This window comes from Bacillus sp. FSL R9-9492, assembly GCF_038007365.1.
Lineage (GTDB): Bacteria > Bacillota > Bacilli > Bacillales > Bacillaceae_G > Bacillus_A > Bacillus_A mycoides.
The window spans coordinates 3809644-3827473 of record NZ_JBBOXC010000001.1 but is presented as its reverse complement, the minus strand read 5'-3'; the positions used below and the strand labels follow the sequence as shown (position 1 = coordinate 3827473).

18 protein-coding genes are annotated in these 17830 nt (G+C 33.1%); 13 read left to right on the top strand and 5 right to left on the bottom strand.

The genetic code is table 11. The features are described 5' to 3' along the window. Nucleotides 1-74: 74 nt before the first annotated feature. From MKY70_RS19410 to MKY70_RS19400, 3 genes are all read right to left on the bottom strand, one after another. Nucleotides 75-1994: an LTA synthase family protein gene (locus tag MKY70_RS19410; protein ID WP_341074553.1), complete on the bottom strand. Its 1920-nt coding sequence runs from the start codon at nt 1992-1994 to the stop codon at nt 75-77. 551 nt (nt 1995-2545) lie between these two features. After that, nucleotides 2546-3883: an NAD(P)/FAD-dependent oxidoreductase gene (locus MKY70_RS19405; RefSeq protein WP_341025562.1), complete on the bottom strand. Its 1338-nt coding sequence runs from the start codon at nt 3881-3883 to the stop codon at nt 2546-2548. Nucleotides 3884-4184: 301 nt separating this feature from the next. Further along, the gene (locus tag MKY70_RS19400; RefSeq protein WP_341025561.1) at nt 4185-4982 is read right to left on the bottom strand and encodes a cell wall hydrolase; all 798 of its coding nucleotides are present in this window, start codon (nt 4980-4982) and stop codon (nt 4185-4187) included. A gap of 381 nt (nt 4983-5363) precedes the next feature. Here MKY70_RS19400 and MKY70_RS19395 point away from each other — a divergent pair, with 381 nt between their 5' ends. The 10 genes from MKY70_RS19395 (at nt 5364) to MKY70_RS19350 (ending at nt 13678) form a co-directional block, all read left to right on the top strand. Next, nucleotides 5364-6353 carry a phosphatidylinositol-specific phospholipase C gene (locus tag MKY70_RS19395; protein WP_002128693.1) on the top strand — a complete coding sequence of 330 codons (990 nt, stop codon included), beginning with the start codon at nt 5364-5366 and terminating at the stop codon, nt 6351-6353. Between the two features lie 205 nt (nt 6354-6558). Then, nucleotides 6559-7968, top strand: coding sequence for a glycoside hydrolase family 1 protein (locus MKY70_RS19390; protein ID WP_341025559.1), 1410 nt, complete (start codon nt 6559-6561; stop codon nt 7966-7968). Nucleotides 7969-7998: 30 nt separating this feature from the next. Next, on the top strand, nt 7999-8706 hold the full coding sequence (locus MKY70_RS19385) for a GntR family transcriptional regulator (RefSeq protein WP_341025558.1): 708 nt from the start codon (nt 7999-8001) through the stop codon (nt 8704-8706). A 193-nt stretch (nt 8707-8899) separates the two neighbouring features. After that, nucleotides 8900-9094, top strand: a complete 195-nt coding sequence (locus tag MKY70_RS19380; RefSeq protein WP_002033711.1) for a hypothetical protein — start codon at nt 8900-8902, stop codon at nt 9092-9094. Between the two features lie 32 nt (nt 9095-9126). After that, nucleotides 9127-9807, top strand: coding sequence for a bacillithiol biosynthesis deacetylase BshB2 (gene bshB2 / locus MKY70_RS19375; protein ID WP_341026408.1), 681 nt, complete (start codon nt 9127-9129; stop codon nt 9805-9807). Beyond that, the gene (locus tag MKY70_RS19370; RefSeq protein ID WP_215586763.1) at nt 9807-10604 is read left to right on the top strand and encodes an alpha/beta fold hydrolase; all 798 of its coding nucleotides are present in this window, start codon (nt 9807-9809) and stop codon (nt 10602-10604) included. Before bshB2 ends, MKY70_RS19370 begins: the two co-directional genes overlap by 1 nt. A 67-nt stretch (nt 10605-10671) precedes the next feature. Next, nucleotides 10672-12105, top strand: a complete 1434-nt coding sequence (pdxR, locus tag MKY70_RS19365) for a MocR-like pyridoxine biosynthesis transcription factor PdxR (protein WP_002088019.1) — start codon at nt 10672-10674, stop codon at nt 12103-12105. A gap of 33 nt (nt 12106-12138) precedes the next feature. Then, nucleotides 12139-12495 carry a CidA/LrgA family holin-like protein gene (locus MKY70_RS19360; RefSeq protein WP_002190466.1) on the top strand — a complete coding sequence of 119 codons (357 nt, stop codon included), beginning with the start codon at nt 12139-12141 and terminating at the stop codon, nt 12493-12495. A gap of 23 nt (nt 12496-12518) precedes the next feature. Continuing rightward, entirely contained in the window at nt 12519-13190 is a 672-nt protein-coding gene (locus MKY70_RS19355; RefSeq protein WP_016100781.1) for an LrgB family protein, read from the top strand. Nucleotides 13191-13255: 65 nt separating this feature from the next. Next, nucleotides 13256-13678 carry a YfmQ family protein gene (locus tag MKY70_RS19350; protein WP_002088014.1) on the top strand — a complete coding sequence of 141 codons (423 nt, stop codon included), beginning with the start codon at nt 13256-13258 and terminating at the stop codon, nt 13676-13678. 27 nt (nt 13679-13705) lie between these two features. On the opposite strand, the gene MKY70_RS19345 is transcribed toward MKY70_RS19350, so the two are convergent. Beyond that, complete coding sequence (locus MKY70_RS19345; protein WP_044442960.1) at nt 13706-14107, bottom strand: CBO0543 family protein; 402 nt, start codon at nt 14105-14107, stop codon at nt 13706-13708. After that, the gene (locus tag MKY70_RS19340; protein WP_176280946.1) at nt 14082-15290 is read right to left on the bottom strand and encodes a DUF2515 domain-containing protein; all 1209 of its coding nucleotides are present in this window, start codon (nt 15288-15290) and stop codon (nt 14082-14084) included. The genes MKY70_RS19345 and MKY70_RS19340 overlap by 26 nt, the downstream gene beginning before the upstream one ends. Nucleotides 15291-15580: 290 nt before the next feature. Between MKY70_RS19340 and MKY70_RS19335 the strand changes: the two genes are divergently transcribed. Genes MKY70_RS19335 through MKY70_RS19325 form a run of 3 tightly spaced genes read left to right on the top strand, consistent with a single transcriptional unit; the run spans nt 15581 to nt 17816 of the window. Continuing rightward, a complete protein-coding gene (locus tag MKY70_RS19335) occupies nt 15581-16567 on the top strand; it encodes a UDP-N-acetylglucosamine 4,6-dehydratase family protein (RefSeq protein ID WP_341025556.1) in 987 nt (328 codons plus the stop codon). Beyond that, the gene (locus tag MKY70_RS19330) at nt 16564-17472 is read left to right on the top strand and encodes an NAD-dependent epimerase/dehydratase family protein (RefSeq protein ID WP_341025555.1); all 909 of its coding nucleotides are present in this window, start codon (nt 16564-16566) and stop codon (nt 17470-17472) included. The genes MKY70_RS19335 and MKY70_RS19330 overlap by 4 nt, the downstream gene beginning before the upstream one ends. Further along, complete coding sequence (locus tag MKY70_RS19325; protein WP_341025554.1) at nt 17472-17816, top strand: DUF6572 domain-containing protein; 345 nt, start codon at nt 17472-17474, stop codon at nt 17814-17816. The genes MKY70_RS19330 and MKY70_RS19325 overlap by 1 nt, the downstream gene beginning before the upstream one ends. Nucleotides 17817-17830 lie beyond the last annotated feature (14 nt).

The window sequence follows — 17830 nt, the reverse complement described above, 5'->3', positions numbered from 1 at the left end:
TAAAATTGCATCATGTGTTATAAGAGAGTAAAAAGGGAGCAACTGTAGTTAGTTGCTCCCTTCGCATTTATAGATTATTTTTCAGTTTCTTTAATTTTAGTTTTTACTTCTCCAGTTTTAATTTTATTACTTTCTGAGAAACGTAATAAATCGCCTTCAATAATTTTGTCAGACATTCTTAATTCATTTTGTGCACGATTAATCATTTCTTGAGCTTCTTTTTTTGGTAAATCTACAACCTCACCTGTTTCTCGATTATAAAAAGTATGATTTGTATATGCATACTTGTCTGTAACGAAGCTGCCATCACGGAAAACAACAAATCCGTTATATTCATCTGAAAACATATCATGACCAAAACCGATATCGTTAGTAGTATCAACCCCTAATAAATTTAGAATAGTAGGTTTCATATCGATTTGTCCAGTAGGCTTTGAAATGGTTTGACCTTCTTTTTGTCCAGGGACATGAATATATAAAGGTGTACGTTGTAAATTTAAAGTATCAAATTCTGTTATTTGATCTTTTTCTAAAAACTGCGCCATTGCGCGATTATGTTTTTCGGAAATGCCATAATGATCACCGTATAACACAATAATAGAATCATCATAAAGCCCCTCAGCTTTTAAACGCTCAATAAAGTTTTTAATTGATTCGTCTAAGTAACGAGCTGTTACGATGTAGCGATCAAATACGCCATTACCAGAGTTGTATGGTTCAATGAATTTTGTATCTTCATCATACGTAAATGGATAATGGTTTGTTAAAGTAAGGAAACGAGCGTAAAATGGTTGATCAACAGTTTTTAATATATCTACTGATTGATCAAAGTATTCGATATCTTTTAAGCCCCAATTTAAATTTGTTTCGGGTGTAATTTTGTAATCAAGTTCATTATAGTAACGATCATAACCAAGAGCAGAGTACATGATATTACGATTCCAAAATGTTGCGTTATTCGCATGGAATACAGTAGTGAAATAGCCTTGCTGACGTAAAATTTCTGGAGTCGCAGTATAATCGTTGTTACCGTGCGTGAAGAATACAGCTCCTCGATTTAATGGATACAACGATGTATCTATTAGAAATTCAGAATCTGATGTTTTTCCTTGACCAGTTTGGTGGAAAAAGTTATCGAAGTAATAGCTTTCATTTATGAATTCATTCAAGAATGGTGTAACTTCTTGACCGTTAACTGATGCGCCTATTAAAAAGGTTTGTAGGGATTCAAGAGTGACAACAATTACGTTTTTTCCTTTTGCTGCACCAAACATGTTAGGGTTTGGCTCACTTTGGTTTGCCTTTACGTAGTTTTCAGTTTCTTGTAATTTACTACTATCAGCAAGTGCTTTTTGTGATCCTGCTTTTACTTGTAGTGTTAAATCATATACTTGATGAGTGTATAGTCCTAAATTTTTAACAAGCATTACTCGGTCGAATGATCTCGTTAATAGTTCAGGTCGTTCTTTTTCTGCAAGGTGTAGATTCGCAAAAAATACACCAATTGTTAAGAGAAAATATAACAAGCGTGCCGGATGAGTTACACGTCCTGTTTGGAAGACTAGTGCCTTCTTCTTTAACAAAATAAAGAAGAAAATAATGTCTACGAAAGCGAGTATAATTTTATAGTTCAATATTTCTATAATACTGCCGCCTAATTGGCCAAAGTTTGATGTTTGTCCAAGTACTGGTAACGTAACGAAATCACTATAAAAATCATAGAACATTACATTTCCAACGAGAACTATAGTTAATAAGAGATTAATACATAGCGCTATATAATTTCGCTTTTCACCAGTTGCAAATAATGCTAATCCGACAAAAGCTAATGATGCAGCGAGAGGGCTAATAAACAAAATAAGCTCTTGTGTAGAAGACTCAATTTTTAAATTGAAACTGAATCTTGTAATAAGATATGTTTTTAACCATACTGCTAAAGCAATTATTAAAACAAAGCTTATATTTTGCATTTGTAAATTTATTTTATTCTTCATTTTTACACCTTCTTTATAGAGTTTATTTAACTAAGGTTATATATTATATTTTTATAACTATTAGAGTGTGGTGAATCATTTAGATTATATTTTTCTAAAGGTAATAATTTGAAGTATTCATATATATACAATGGAGAATTTTAAAGCGAAGTAACATACATCTAATTTTTTTAGAAACAGAGCAGAAAAAGTCATAGTCGTAGTAAAAAATACTTATAGACATCCTAACATATTAAACACTACGGCGATGTTACAAAATATCGAACAAATGAAAGTGAAAATGAATAGATGGATTTTTAAACTATTGACATTCAACTAGTTTGAATTTTCAGAAAAGTAAACTTGAAGAAAACGGTTATATTAATTAGTAGAAAACTACATTCTATATAGAATGTAGTTTTTCATGTGTTTTCAATATATCCCGTAAAATCCTGATTCTTTGTGGCTTAATCATCAGCGGGGGAGGGATAATAATTTCGTTAAAGCTATTATTAGATAAGTAAAGTGTTGGTGAAACTTAAAACATTTGACTGGCATCTTAATTAAAAAGTTTAAATACCTGATAAATATTTTCCAACATACAACCCACTTGCAGCTGCTTGAGATAATGAGTGAGTGACGCCTGAACAATCTCCAATTAAAAATAGCCCATTCATACTTGTTTCAAAGTGGTTATTGATTTTTATTGTAGGAGCATAGAACTTTCCATCAATTCCATATAATAAAGTATCTTTATCGATAGGTTCTTGGATAAATTGTTCTAAACGTAATAAAAATTTTTTGAGTCCTTCAATATATAATTGAGGAATTTCTTTATTCAAGTCTCCATAATCTCCGTGTAGTGTAGGCTGTATACGATTATGTTTCATGTTGTTCTCCGCTGTAGGTTGTTTCTTTATTAAGTCCTCTAAACGTTGTATAACAATCCGATCTCGCCCTTGGTTAATGCTTTTAATAATTGAACTTGCGTATACATTTGCTTCTTTGAGAGTTGAAAAATAGCGCGGGATAAATAAAGTGAAATTTAAGTTAGGTGTGCCAGTTCCTTCCTCTCGAAAATTTTGACCGTCAGGCATAACTAAACCTTCTTCGTACTTTCTAATGATGCGTCCTTTTGGATTCATACAGTACGTAGTTGCGGTGAAGTGTTCATGCTCATAAGAAAGTTTTGTCTCAAATGTATCTTTTAATATAGAACGTAATTGGTGCTCTTTCATCTCTACTCTAATCCCTAAATCTACACGAGTTTGCTCTTGAGAAATATTTAGAGAAGTGCACATTTCTTTTAGCCAATCCGCCCCGGAACGTCCTGTTGCAAATACGATTTGCTTAGATTGAACTATTCCTTGATTTGTATCTATTTTAAAATGATTTTTCTGTTTCATGATATGCTCTACATCTATATGAAATCGGATATTTATTTTCGTAAGTAAAAATTCGTAGAGCTGCTGAAAAATATTACTTGAAAGTGTAGTGCCAAGATGCCTTACTTCTGTTGTGAGCATTTGTAAACCACACGTTTCAGCTCTCTTATTAAGAGTTGGATTTTCTGTAGAATATTTTGAAACAGAATTTCCTCCGAACTGACATAGAATCTCATCTACTTCAGCCATAAGTTGTAAAAAGCCTTCTTTACCGACTTTTTGCTCAAGTTCTCCGCCAAATCCGTTTGTATAATTAAATTTCCCTTCAGATTTTCCTAAACCACCAAACCCGAAATATTTATCACATGTAGTACAATTACACACTTTTCCTTGGTCTAAAGGACAATGGCGATCTTCTAGCGCTTTACCTTTATCAAGAATTAAAACCTTTTTATTACTTTTAGCTAGTGAATAAGCCATAAAAATGCTACTCACTCCAGCTCCGATAATTGTAACATCATACATATTCTTTCACCTGCTAACGAATAGTTTGTTTTTTATTTTCTTAGTGTATAACACTTTTATGAAGTTAAGAAATAGCTTTTATTAATAAAGAGGGAGTTTTTGAACTTGATGCTTTTCTAATTTCTCCGAGTGGTGGAGTAAATACAAATGTTTTTATTTGAAAGAAGAAATAGTTTTAAATGATCACTATGTCATATGATTAATAAAATCTTACATATAAAAAACAGACCTTTTAAGTGAAGAGGTCTGCTAATCATTTGAAATAGTTGTTAAGTGCATAAATTTGAAGAGAATTATAGTTTTATTTAGCGAAGACGTGGTTACCGATTACCGCTACTGTTTGACGTGTCGTAATCCATTTGTTTGTTGAAGTTTTTGGATTGTAAAAATAAAGCCAATCAGAATGTATTCCATTTGTAGAGATAGCCTCTTCTACTGCCATTTTTGCTTCTGCGCTTGCAGGCTGATTAATTCTACCATCGGTAACAGGAGTAAATGCATATCCGCGTTTAATAGGTTCATAAATAACACCTGTTATTGTATTTGGAAAACCATTTGCATTTACACGATTCAGGATAACTTTCGCCACCGCTACTTTTCCTTTATATGATTCGCCACCTGCCTCAGCAGTAACTAAGCGTGCCATTAAGTCTTTTTCTTTTTCTGAAATACTTGAATTGATTTTTAAATGTTGTCCTGTATAAAGCTTGTTTCCGACTGTATTGTTAATTTGTTTTATAGATTGAACGGTAACATTGTAACGCTTTGCTATAATTTCTAATGAATCTCCCAGCTGTACTTGATAAATAATTTGTCCAGAGATGTTCTTAGGTTTGTCGTTTTGATGAACAGTGACCTCATTTGATTTCATGGATCCTGGAATATGTAACTGTTCACCAATAAAAGTTTGATCTTTTCCTTTATTATTTGCTTGTTTAATAGATTGTATTGAAACTCCATATTGTTTACTGATACCCCAAAGTGTATCATTCTTTTTTACTGTATGAATGGTGGAAGCCTCAGCTACACCTTGATTACATACGAATGTAATTGCTGCCGCAGATAAAGGAATTATATGTTTTATTTTTAATAATTTCATTGTAAATCCTCCCAATAAAAAATTAAGTTTTAACTGTTGAGTAATGTAGTTCAGAGTATATAAGGTATGTATTTGTATTTTAATATAAGTATATTAGCACGTATGGAATAAATAATCATTATAAGTTTTTTATTTATATCATGTAGGACCCAAATATGAAATATTGCATATGAAAGCCCATTGAAGTTCGAGTTGTTGATTACTATAATTTATCTAGTGAAAAGGGATATTAAATTTTTTTAATGCATTGAGATGAGAATATGTGGATGTTTTTAAATTTTACTTATATGCAATATTCCATATTTATGAAATGTTATTTATTAAGTAGCTTATGTTATATTCGATAAGTGTGATATAAAACAGAAAGAGAGAGGAATAAAAATGAGCAATAAGAAGTTTATTTTGAAATTATTCATATGTAGTACTATACTTAGCACATTTGTATTTGCTTTCAATGATAAGCAAGCAGTTGCTGCTAGCGCTGGTAATGGGCTTGAAAACTGGTCAAAATGGATGCAACCTATACCCGATAACGTACCGTTAGCACGAATTTCAATTCCAGGAACACATGATAGTGGAACGTTCAAGTTGCAAAATCCGATAAAGCAAGTATGGGGAATGACGCAAGAATATAATTTTCGTTACCAAATGGATCACGGAGCTAGAATTTTTGATATTAGAGGGCGTTTAACAGATGATAATACGATAGTTCTTCATCATGGGCCATTATATCTTTATGTAACATTGCATGAATTTATAAATGAAGCGAAACAATTTTTAAAAGATAATCCAAGTGAAACGATTATTATGTCTTTAAAAAAAGAGTATGAGGATATGAAAGGGGCAGAAGATTCATTTAGTAGTACGTTTGAAAAAAAATATTTTCCTGATCCTATCTTTTTAAAAACAGAAGGGAATATAAGACTTGGAGATGCTCGAGGAAAAATTGTGCTACTAAAAAGATACAGTGGTAGTAATGAATCTGGAGGATATAATAATTTTTATTGGCCAGATAATGAGACGTTTACGACAACTGTAAATCAAAATGTAAATGTAACAGTACAAGATAAATATAAAGTGAGTTATGATGAGAAAGTAAAATCTATTAAAGATACGATAAATGAAACGATTAACAACAGTGAAGATTGTAATCATCTATATATTAATTTTACAAGCTTGTCTTCTGGTGGTACAGCATGGAATAGTCCATATTATTATGCGTCCTACATAAATCCTGAAATTGCAAACTATATGAAGCAAAAGAATCCTACGAGAGTGGGCTGGGTAATTCAAGATTATATAAATGAAAAATGGTCCCCAATACTTTATGAAGAAGTTATAAGAGCGAATAAGTCACTTGTAAAAGAGTAAAGATTGTCATAGTAAGAAGCGATGAAATACATCGCTTCTTTTTTGTTTTCTAAAAATTAACATCAAATATAGTTTTACATATCGTACGTTCATGATAGAAAAAAATCGAAACTTAAGCTATAATTACTACATATAAAATTTGTACCTATAAATTAAATATGTGATAATGAATTTGATTTATTCTAACGAAACGGAGGTATATACTATGAAGTTTCCACATGATTTTTTATTCGGAGCTGCTTCAGCTTCTTATCAAGTAGAAGGTGCATGGAATGAGGATGGAAAAGGTGTTACGAATTGGGATGAGTTTTCAAAAATTCCTGGCAAAACATACGATGGAACAAATGGTGAGGTAGCGGTTGATCATTATCATCGATATAAGGAAGATGTTCGTTTAATGGCTGAGATGGGATTGGAATCGTATCGTTTTTCGATTTCTTGGGCGAGAATATTGCCGACTGGAGATGGAGAGGTAAATGAAAAAGGAATTGAATTTTATAACAATTTAATTGATGAATGTTTAAAGTACGGGATTGTACCGTTTGCCACTTTATATCATTGGGATCTACCATTACCGTTAGAAAAAGATGGTGGGTGGACGAATAAACGAACAGCAGAGGCTTTTGTAAAGTATGCAGAAATTTGCTTTAAGGCATTTGGTGATAGAGTGAAACATTGGATTACTTTCAATGAAACAGTAATGTTTTGTGGATTAGGCTATTTAAAAGGTGCACATCCACCAGGAATACAAAATGATGTTCCAAAGTATTTTCAAGCGACTCATTATGTATTTTATGCGCATGCGAAAACAGTTGCGGTGTACAAGCAGCTGAAACAGTATGGGGAGATAGGGATTACACATGTTTTCTTACCTGCTTATAGTGTGGATGATCAAAAAGAAAATATACTAGCAGCAAATCATGCGAATGAATATGAAACGCATTGGTACTACGATCCAGTTTTAAAAGGTGAGTATCCGTCTTATGTTGTACAGCAATTAAAGGAAAAAGGATGGACTCCTAATTGGACGGGTGAAGAATTAGAAATCATTAAACAAAATGCCGGGAAAAATGATTTTATTGGCTTGAATTATTATCAACCGATACGAGTGGAAAGATACGATATGGATCTAAAGAATGAAGAACATTCTCGAGAAAACTCAACACTTGCTCCAGGTAATCCTTCTTTTGATGGTTTTTATCGAACAGTAAAAATGGATGATAAAACATATACCAAATGGGGTTGGGAAATATCTCCCGAAGGTTTCTTAGATGGATTGCATATGTTGAAAGCGCGTTACGGTGACATAAAGATGTATGTAACGGAAAATGGACTTGGTGATGAAGATCCAATCATTGACGGAGAAATTGTAGATGCTCCGCGAATTAAATTTATTGAAGAGCATTTAAAAGTAATGAAGCGTGCAATTCAAGAGGGAATTAATTTAAAAGGTTATTATGCATGGTCAGTTATTGATTTGTTAAGTTGGTTAAATGGATATAAAAAGCAATATGGCTTTATTTTTGTCGATCATAATGATAACTTAAAACGTAAGAAGAAACTTTCGTTTCATTGGTATAAACATGTGATCGAAACGAGAGGAGAAAATTTATAAAAGATAAAAGAGTATTTTAGGAGAAAGTGTATGAGTGCAAAGTATAAACAAATTGCAGATATTTTAGAGCAAGACATTCGAGAAGGCCTTTTTAGTGAAACGAAAAAACTACCTACAGAAGAAGCGTTGATGAACCGATTTGAAGTAAGTCGTAATACGATACGTAAAGTGATTAGCCAGCTTGTTAATAGAGGCTATATTTTTCAAGTGCAAGGTAGTGGCATGTTTTTACGTGAAACTTCTGTAACAGATTACGTTAATTTAGGCAGTTTACGCGGATTAACAAAAAATCTTGTTTCGCAAAATATTGAAACGAAAGTGCTCGAGCTTGAAGTAATAGATGCGGACGAAGAGATAGCAAAGCGAATGCAATGTGAAACTGGAACTAGGTTATATTTCTTGAAGCGTTTAAGAATTGTAGACGGTAAACCATTCTCTATTGAAGTAAGTTATTTCAAAAAAGATATCATTCCTTATTTGAATGAAGAAATAGCATTAAGTTCTGTATACAGTTATTTCATTGAGGATTTACGATTAAATATTGGCTTTGCCGATAAAGTTATTAGTTGTGAAAAAATAAATAAAGAAAATGCAAAGCTTTTAGAACTAAATGAAGGTGATCCAGCGCTTCTTATTGAAAATACAGTTTATCTTGTAAATGGAACAATTTTCGAGCTATCTCAATCAATGTTTCATTATGAAAAGACCAAACTTTTAAATCGAATTAATTTTAATTGAAAATGAATATAAGTAGCCTTGTAAAAAAGCAACTGGTCCTAAGTGAGCAGTTGCTTTTTATTTTTAAAGTGGATGAGCAAAAAAACACAAAAGTGGTTGGTCCGTTTTTTACAAACTTCTATTATGATAAGAGAAGAAAGGTAGTATTTTATTCATGCTTTAAAATAGACTGGCCTAAGAGAGGTGGAAGACAATGAGTTTTGCGATTTCACTAGTTGTTATTATTGTAGTTGTATCACTATTTGGGACCGTACTAGTCGCACGAAATGTAGAAGAGAATTACGGTAAGTCTACAAAGAGGAATGTGAAAAACTTATCCGCTATCTATGTCATTCTTCTTTTAGTGCTTCTTGTAGGAGTTACTTGGTATGCGGTCGTTATTTTATAAAGTTTGTATATGATGAAGGAGTTAATATATTGATGAAAAATGAGCGCCACGTTTTAGTTGTTTTCCCGCATCCGGATGATGAGTCGTATTGCGTGGCTGGAACAATTTTGGCTTATACTGAGCAGAAAGTCCCTCTTACTTATGTTTGCTTAACACTTGGTGAAATGGGGAGAGCGATGGGGAATCCACCTTTTGCAACTCGTGAATCTTTATATACAATTAGAGAGAAAGAGTTAAAGCGAGCTACAAATATTTTAGGGATTGAAGATTTACGTATGATGGGATATCGTGATAAAACTCTTGAATTTGAAGAGCCTGGAAAATTAAGAAGCTTGATTCAAAACTGTATTGAAGAATTGGATCCTTCTGTAGTTATTTCTTTCTATCCTGGGTATGCAGTTCATCCGGATCACGATGCAACAGGGGAAGCAGTAGTAGAGGCCTTAGCTAATATTTCGGAAAGTAAACGACCAGCCTTTTATGCTGTAGCTTTTTCGAAAAATCATGAAGACGAAATAGGACCTCCAGATTTTAAAAATGAAGTGAAAAAATATGTTCCGAAAAAATTGGAAGCATTACGAGCACATGCATCACAATTTACAACTAAAGTGGATGAGCTGGAAAGGGAGTATGAAGACGGTATTTCAGGCGCAGTTGAGTGGTTAGAAAGAGAACCGTTTTGGATATATTCATTCAAAGATAAAAATATGTGATGCTACATCTGAAGGTGATGAATATGTATTTTGAATATAAGAATCGAAAGATTTTTTACAATATAGAAGGATCGGGTCCTGTCATATTGTTTTTACACGGTCTTGGAGGAAATTCGAATAATTGGTTATATCAAAGAAAATACTTCAAGAAGACATGGACCGTAATCTCACTCGATTTACCTGGGCATGGGAAATCCGAAGGGATGGAAATTAGTTTTAAAGAATATTCAAATGTTTTATATGAGTTATGTAATCATTTAAAGCTAAAATCAGTAACAATTTGTGGTCTTTCAAAAGGAGCTAGAGTGGGTATTGATTTTGCTATTCAATATCCACGTTTTGTTTCTAGCTTAATTGTTGTAAATGCATTTCCCTATTTAGAACCGGCAGATCGTAAAGAACGACTTGAAGTATATGATTTACTTAGCTTGCAGGATAAAGGGAAAACTTGGGCTGATACGTTATTGAGAGCAATGGGAGTAGAAGATAATGATGCAATTGTCCGAGGATTTCATCAATCCCTACAAACGATTCATCCGACGCATATTCAAAGGCTATTCGCTGAATTAGTTGATTACGATCAAAGACCATACCTCTCTAACATTGCATGTCCTGCATTAATAATACGAGGAGAGAATGATTATTTTGTTCCGGAAAAGTATGTGAGAGAATTTGAAAAACACCTGAGAAACGTGACTTTCGTTGAGTTGAAAAATAGTGGGCACTTGCCTTATTTAGAACAGCCTACTAGCTTTAATGTGACGGTAGAGGCATTTTTAAATCATGTGCTTGATTAATACCATTTTTGCAGTGAATACTGTTATTAATGAGTTCAGGACACCAGCTTGGAGAGGAGGGAACTAAATGGAATGGCAACCGAATCGTGAAGATAAGATACCAGTTTATAAACAAATTGCTGATTACATTGAAAGAGGCATTTCTACCGGTGAATTCCCTTCTGATAGAAAATTACCTTCCGAGCGTATGTTAGCACAGAATTTACAAGTGAACCGGAGTACGGTCGTAGCTGCTTATGAGGAATTGAAATCACTTGGGGTAGTAGAACGGAAAAAAGGAAGTGGCACTCGGGTGAATACAGATATATGGGGTGTGTCACATAAACGAATACCGAACTGGGGTAGGTACGTTGAGGATGGATCGTTCTTACCTAATGTACCACTTGTTCAACAAATTCGAACGGAAACACAAAAAGATGATTTAATCAATTTAGCGAGTGGTGAATTGTCATCAGATTTAATTCCGAGTGATAGATTTCGAACAATTTTGTCGGAGAAAACATTTATGGGAAATCTCGGTTATGACCATCCGCTTGGAAATGAAATGTTGCGAAAAACCATTGCGGCACATGTCGAGCAATATAAACAAATAGAAGCAGATTCAAGCTCTATTCTTATTACATCTGGAGCTCAGCAAGCACTTAATCTTATCGTTCAATGTTTGTTAAAGCCTGGAGATGCGATTGCAATTGAGGATCCCTCCTATTGTTATTCACTTCCGATGTTTAAATCAGCAGGTTTAAAAATATTCCGTTTACCAGTTGATCAGCATGGTATGAATCCAGATGACTTAATCGATTTGCACAAAAAGCATCGCATTCGTATGGTGTTTTTAAATCCGGATTATCAAAATCCAACTGGAACGGTACTTTCATTGGCAAGACGTAAAAAGGTTTTAGAACTATCTTCTGAATTTGGTATACCGATTGTAGAAGATGATCCGTATAGTTTGACTTCTTTTAATGGAGAAGTGAATCCAACATTGAAATCGATGGATCAAAATGGGAATGTTCTTTATGTGAGCTCATTATCAAAAATTGTTGCATCAGGATTACGTATTGGTTGGGTAATTGGCCCCACGCGCGTAATTGAGAGATTGGCAGATGCGAAGCAGCAAGTTGATTTCGGTCATAGTGTATTTACACAGTGGGTAGCGAACCAATTTTTAGAATCTGAGGATTTTCATACGCATATTACGATGCTCCGTGGACAACTGAAACAAAGAAGAGATGAGTTAATTAGAAAGCTTGAAGAAATATTAGGGGACCAGATTGAATTTTTTGTTCCTGAGGGCGGAATACATTTATGGTGCAAAGTGCAAGGAACGTTTGATGAATATCATTTACTAGGTGAATCTATACAAAATGGTGTAGCATTTGTCCCAGGAAGCGTCCTAGGTTCGAAAAGTGAATATATCCGATTTACTTTTGGCAGAGCGAATGTAGAACAAATTCAGCTTGGAGTTACAAGGTTTGCGGAAACATTAAATGAGATTTCATAATAGCGAAGCGTAATATGGAAATGAGGAAAAGAAATGAAGTACGTGACGCTTTTACTTCAAGTAGGCGTGCTATATGTGTTTAGCTTAGCTGGTACGTGGATTCAAGGAGTATTCCATCTGTCGATGCCAGGAAGTTTAATAGGGATGTTAATATTGTTTCTACTCCTTTCTACTCGTATTTTTCCATTAAAGTGGTTTGAGGTAGGGGCAGAAAAGTTAATAGTATTTTTACCGTTATTTCTAATTCCTTCGACAACAGGATTAATGGAATATGGATCTTTTCTTTTAAGTAAGGGGAGTGTTATATTCCTTTTAGTAATTGCAAGTACGGTAGTAACATTGATTGTTTCAGGGTATGTAAGTCAATTATTAGTAACATCAAAAAAATAAAATCGACAAGGTGCACGATTCAAATGGTCTTAATTATTATTACTGTAGTAATTTATTTATTGGCGACAAAGTTATATAAAAAATTTACGTTTCCATTTACGTTACCGGTATTAACAGTTACAGCAATTATGATTTGCTTATTTTTGATATTTGGTATTTCTCATCATGAGTATAAGGAAAATGGGGGAGACATTCTTTCAGGTTTTTTGAGTCCTGCAATTGTAGCGTTAGCCATACCTCTATTTAAAGAGCGAAAGATACTTATGAAAAACTTTTTAGCGATACTAATCGGCGTAGTGATAGGTATAGTGGCTTTAACGAGTATGAATATAGTGATTGGTGGAATTTTAAATATAGATAAGGAACTTATATTAACAACTTTACCACAATTAGCGACAATGCCTATTGCCATTTCATTAGCGGATCAAATTGGTGGCATTCCATCTATGACTTCTAGTTTTGTAGTTGTTGCAGGGATAACAGGTGCTATTATCGGACCGACAGTACTTAAGTTTTTCCGTATAACAAGTACGATTGGAAAAGGAGTGGGGATGGGCTGCGCATCACATATTATTGGTGTGAGCCGTCTAGTGAAAGAAGGAGAGAAAGAGGCAACTATCGGTTCGGTAACGATGATTGTAACAGGGATACTTATTAGTATATTAGTACCTTATGGAGTGAAATTTTTATTTTGAAAATTAATGAATCGTAATAAGGAGTATAACACTACTCATTTTAGAGCGTAATGGAGATGATTAAAATGACAACATGGTTTATAGTTACATTATTTATTTTTGGTGCTCTTAAAGTACTAGTTTCTAGTATGCCAACTTCTGTTGTAGAATCAATTATTAGTAGATTTGAGTTACACCAAAAACTTGATGAGGAAAATACTACTGTAACGGTAGATGGGGAAAGTATAGAAGGAGAAATGAAACTTCAAGTTATTCATGAATTTAACGAGGCTTTATTTTTAGATAAACATTATTTTCCGCCGCAAGGGAATGGTACACCGATAGTCATGGAGACGAAGAAAGGAAAAAGAGAGATTAGATTTTCTATATATAGCTACGAGGAACACGTTGATGTAGTAAAGCAATATAAGAAGAAAGTAGTTGCATATCGTTTGCGATCAAAAAGCCTTCAAAGTCGTTCAGTAGCAGTAACTGAAGATTATGCTTAAGGAGAGACCGTTATTATAACGGTCTCTTTATTTTTGCATCCAAGTATATAATTTCCAAATAAGAGAAAAGAAAATGATATATCCAAATAAAGAATAAGCATGATGCCAATTCCCGTTATGTACAAATAAACCTAACCTCTCAGCAACTTGTTCAAAAATACTAGCACAAAGCCCTATTAAAATAATAAATAGAGTTCTAGAAACTGCAGATAATGTTTTTGAAATTTGTATGAAAATGATTGTTAAAATTGGTAGCACAAACAACGTAAAGCCTATGTTAACTGAAAATATAGATGAGAAAGGTCTAACTGGAAAGGAATATATTTGTGTATGCACAAAGAAAGCATCTAAGCAAGTTCCAATAATAGAAGAAAGTAAGACTGTAACTAATAATGCTAAAAAATCATTCTTCTTCTCGAAGGAGGACATTTTTCTTTGCGAGAATTGCGAGTTCAATTTTTTCGAGTGTTTTGCAGTAGTCTTCTGTAATTTGTCCATTTATATTTTCCTCCTTATCAACTAAATAATTTACAACTTGCCAATCGTTAAACCAATCTTCATTTTCAACTTCTTCATGTTTCATATCCCGCCATGCATAGATGAGTGCAGGGCTGTATATACGATACGCGTCACTACGTAACTGGCATTTCTTTATTCGGCGTTTATAAAACTCACGCGAAAAAGATTCATTTACACTAGAAAATAAATGAGGCCAGTAATCTTTTCTTGAGCCTGTATGTGGATGGTGATGGACCCAGTTTATTATTTGAGATAAAATATGTGTATCCCGAAATAACAATGAATACAACCGTTTTCCAAGTGAAATTCGTTCATGCAAAGAAGTGAAATGTTTCATTGTATCACCAAATAGTAATACTTTTTGCTTTTTATCATTTTCGTAAAATGGGAAAAGGATATGATTAAACTGAAAAAAATCAAAGAGTTTAAATCCAATACTATTTAATACAGTCTTTTTAAAGTGTGCATTTTGAATAACTCTTTTTTCTAAGTAGTTTTGTTCATTAACAATAGTTGCGATCGCTAATGTTTTTTTGTTACCTGTTTTCCAAAAATGGTTCCACATTGTTTCCATAAATGTAGAAACATTTAAGTGAGTGAGAAGGTGAAATAGCTTTTTTGATTTTTTTACACTTTGCTCATATAGTAAAAATTGAGGATATACATCTTGGAAAATGAGCCAATTTCCTCTTTCTAAAAAAGAGAAAAATGTAATTTGATCTTTCTCGGATAAAAGCCTCGTATATAAATCTCCCTTTAAATCTGTCATATTCCAGCCACCGTTACGTGATACGATATGCCCAAGTAGTGCCCAATGTATTTCTGGATATTGAATGTAAAATTGGTAGTATGCACGTGTTCTTGTGACGTTATTTTTATTTAGTTCTTTTGTCTGAGCTTTAATTTTATCGATGATAAGTTGCTCTTCTTTCGTTAATGTATACATGGTGCCAGAATGAATGAGTTTGCTTTTTTGTTTTAACTCATTTTTTATATCGAATAGGGAGAGAGGAAGTGCTTTGGAAGGTTCGTTATATGTATTATTTGAGTTATTTGAATTGCTTCGGTACATGCCATTACCTCCCTTTTTCATGAATTTAAACGTGCATTGGCTATGAATCATTCTATTTATTTTATTACGAGTATAAGAAATAAATGAACGGTGTTTTTCTACATGTAATATAGTTATCATGCAAACAGTATGAAAAAATCTTACTGTTAAGAACTGAAATAAAAAAACAGAAACTATGTTTAATAGTTTCTGTTTTTTTATTTTGTCAATTAAATGTAACAAACGACGATTATGATTTGAATCAATTGAAAATAATTCAATAACCTTAATAAATACAATTTGAATTGAAATGTATGGTAGGAGGAAAAGGAATGCTTAATAAAATAATTTTAATTACTGGTGGTACAGGTTCGTGGGGACATGAACTTATAAAACAACTATTAGAAAAATCACCGAAAGAAATTAGAGTTTTTTCAAGGAATGAAACGGTTCAGTTTGAAATGCAGCAACAGTTTATAAATGAAGAGAGATTGAAATTTATTATTGGAGATATTCGTGATAAAGAGCAACTAGTATATGCTTGCCAAGGTGTACATTATGTATTTCATCTTGCAGCTTTAAAGCATGTTCCAGTATGTGAATATTATCCTTATGAAGCTATAAAAACAAATATACATGGTACGCAAAATGTAATTGAAGCATCTATCCAGAATCAAGTTGAGAAAGTTATATATGTTTCAACTGATAAAGCGGCCGATCCATCAAATACGTATGGGATGACAAAAGCAATTGGTGAAAAATTAATGGTTCATGCGAATGTGCAAACGAAGAAAACAAAATTCATTTGTGTTCGTGGCGGAAATGTTTTAGGAACGAGTGGAAGTGTGGTACCGCTTTTTAAAAAGCAAATTAAGCAATCTTCAAAAGTAGGGATTACCGATGCAAATATGACTAGATTTTTCTTAACCATTGAAGATGCTGTTGGATTGTTATTTAAAGCAGTATCTGAAGGAAGAGGAGGAGAAATCTTTGTTATGAAAATGCCAGCATGTAAAATAACGGATTTAGCAAGAATATTGATTGAAGATTCGAAAAAAGAAAACGTGAAGATAAAAGAGGTAGGGATAAGACCTGGTGAAAAAATAAGTGAAATGCTTTTATCTGAGGTAGAGAGTAAAACAAGTATTAGTTTTGATCAAAATTATTTTGTGGTACTACCGACTATTCCTATAGAAGGACTTCAAGAATATTATGCTAGTTATCCGCTTGTGGATGTGAAGAGTTTTAGTTCTCAACAAGACTTACTTACAAAACATGAGGTGAAACAAATGTTAGAAAAAGGAGGGTTTTTACGATGAAAAGAAATGCGAGCCTTTTAATAACTGGTGCAAATGGCTTCACAGGACGTCATGCTTGCCAATATTTTTTAGAGCAGGGCTTTCATGTAATTCCTATGTTTCAAAATCGTTCACATAGAGAAAAAATCGAAAATGGTATTACTTGTGATTTAACAAATAAGAGTGAAGTAATGAAGGTAATTAAACAAATAAAACCAGACTATGTATTGCATTTAGCAGGAAGAAACTCAGTTAATGAGTCTTGGACAGCTTCTCTGGAATATATAGAGATTAACGTAATAGGGACTTTATATTTATTAGAAGCCATTAAGCAGGAAGCCTCGCATTGTAAAACATTAGTTATAGGATCTGCATTGCAAGCAGATAGTATGAAAAACATAAAAGTTTCAAATCCATATAGTTTAAGTAAAACTATGCAAGTCATTATTGCGGAGGCTTGGGGCGGATTAATGGATTCAAATATTATCATTGCAAAGCCCTCAAATTTAATTGGTCCAGGAGTATCGAATGGTGTTTGTTCAATTCTCGCAAAAAAAATGATAGATATAGAATCGGGTAGAAGTAAAGCGATTATTGAAGTAAACAGTTTGAAAGATAGTAGAGACTTTCTAGATGTACGTGATGCAGTTAAAGCGTATCATGTGTTATTACGTGATGGTATAAATGGAAAACAATATAATGTTGGATCAGGAGTAAAACGCTCTTTATTAGATGTATTGGAACAATATAAAGGATTAACACAGTTGAATTTTACTATAAAAGAAACAGAGAATAGTGAGAGCGGCTCAAATGAAAGTTTAGTATTAGAGGATATAAAAAAGTTAGGTTGGGTTCCAGAAATCCCATTTCAGCAATCATTAAAAGATGTACTTGAGTATGCGAAGTGTAGTGACATCTGCATTTAATGAAAAATATAAAAGGATGTAAGAAATATATGAATTGTTATGAGACTATAAATAATCAAAATATGCTATCGCTTTCGATTGTTGATACGCTGGATTGGAAAGATGGAGAAGAACATGTTTTGCGCATCTATGAGGCGATAAATACATGTCGAGCATATGTGGAAAAGGTTAATCGAAAACCCAAAACAATATATACAGGAACTAGGCCTGTAATCCAAGTCTTTACTCAGTATGAATGTAGTGAGTATGGAAATGATTTTTATGAGCTCATCAAAGATCTTTTGCAAGACATAGGTCTGGAGTTAAAGATTTATATAAATCATAGTAAGTTAATGTACATTTGAAAGATTACTATAAA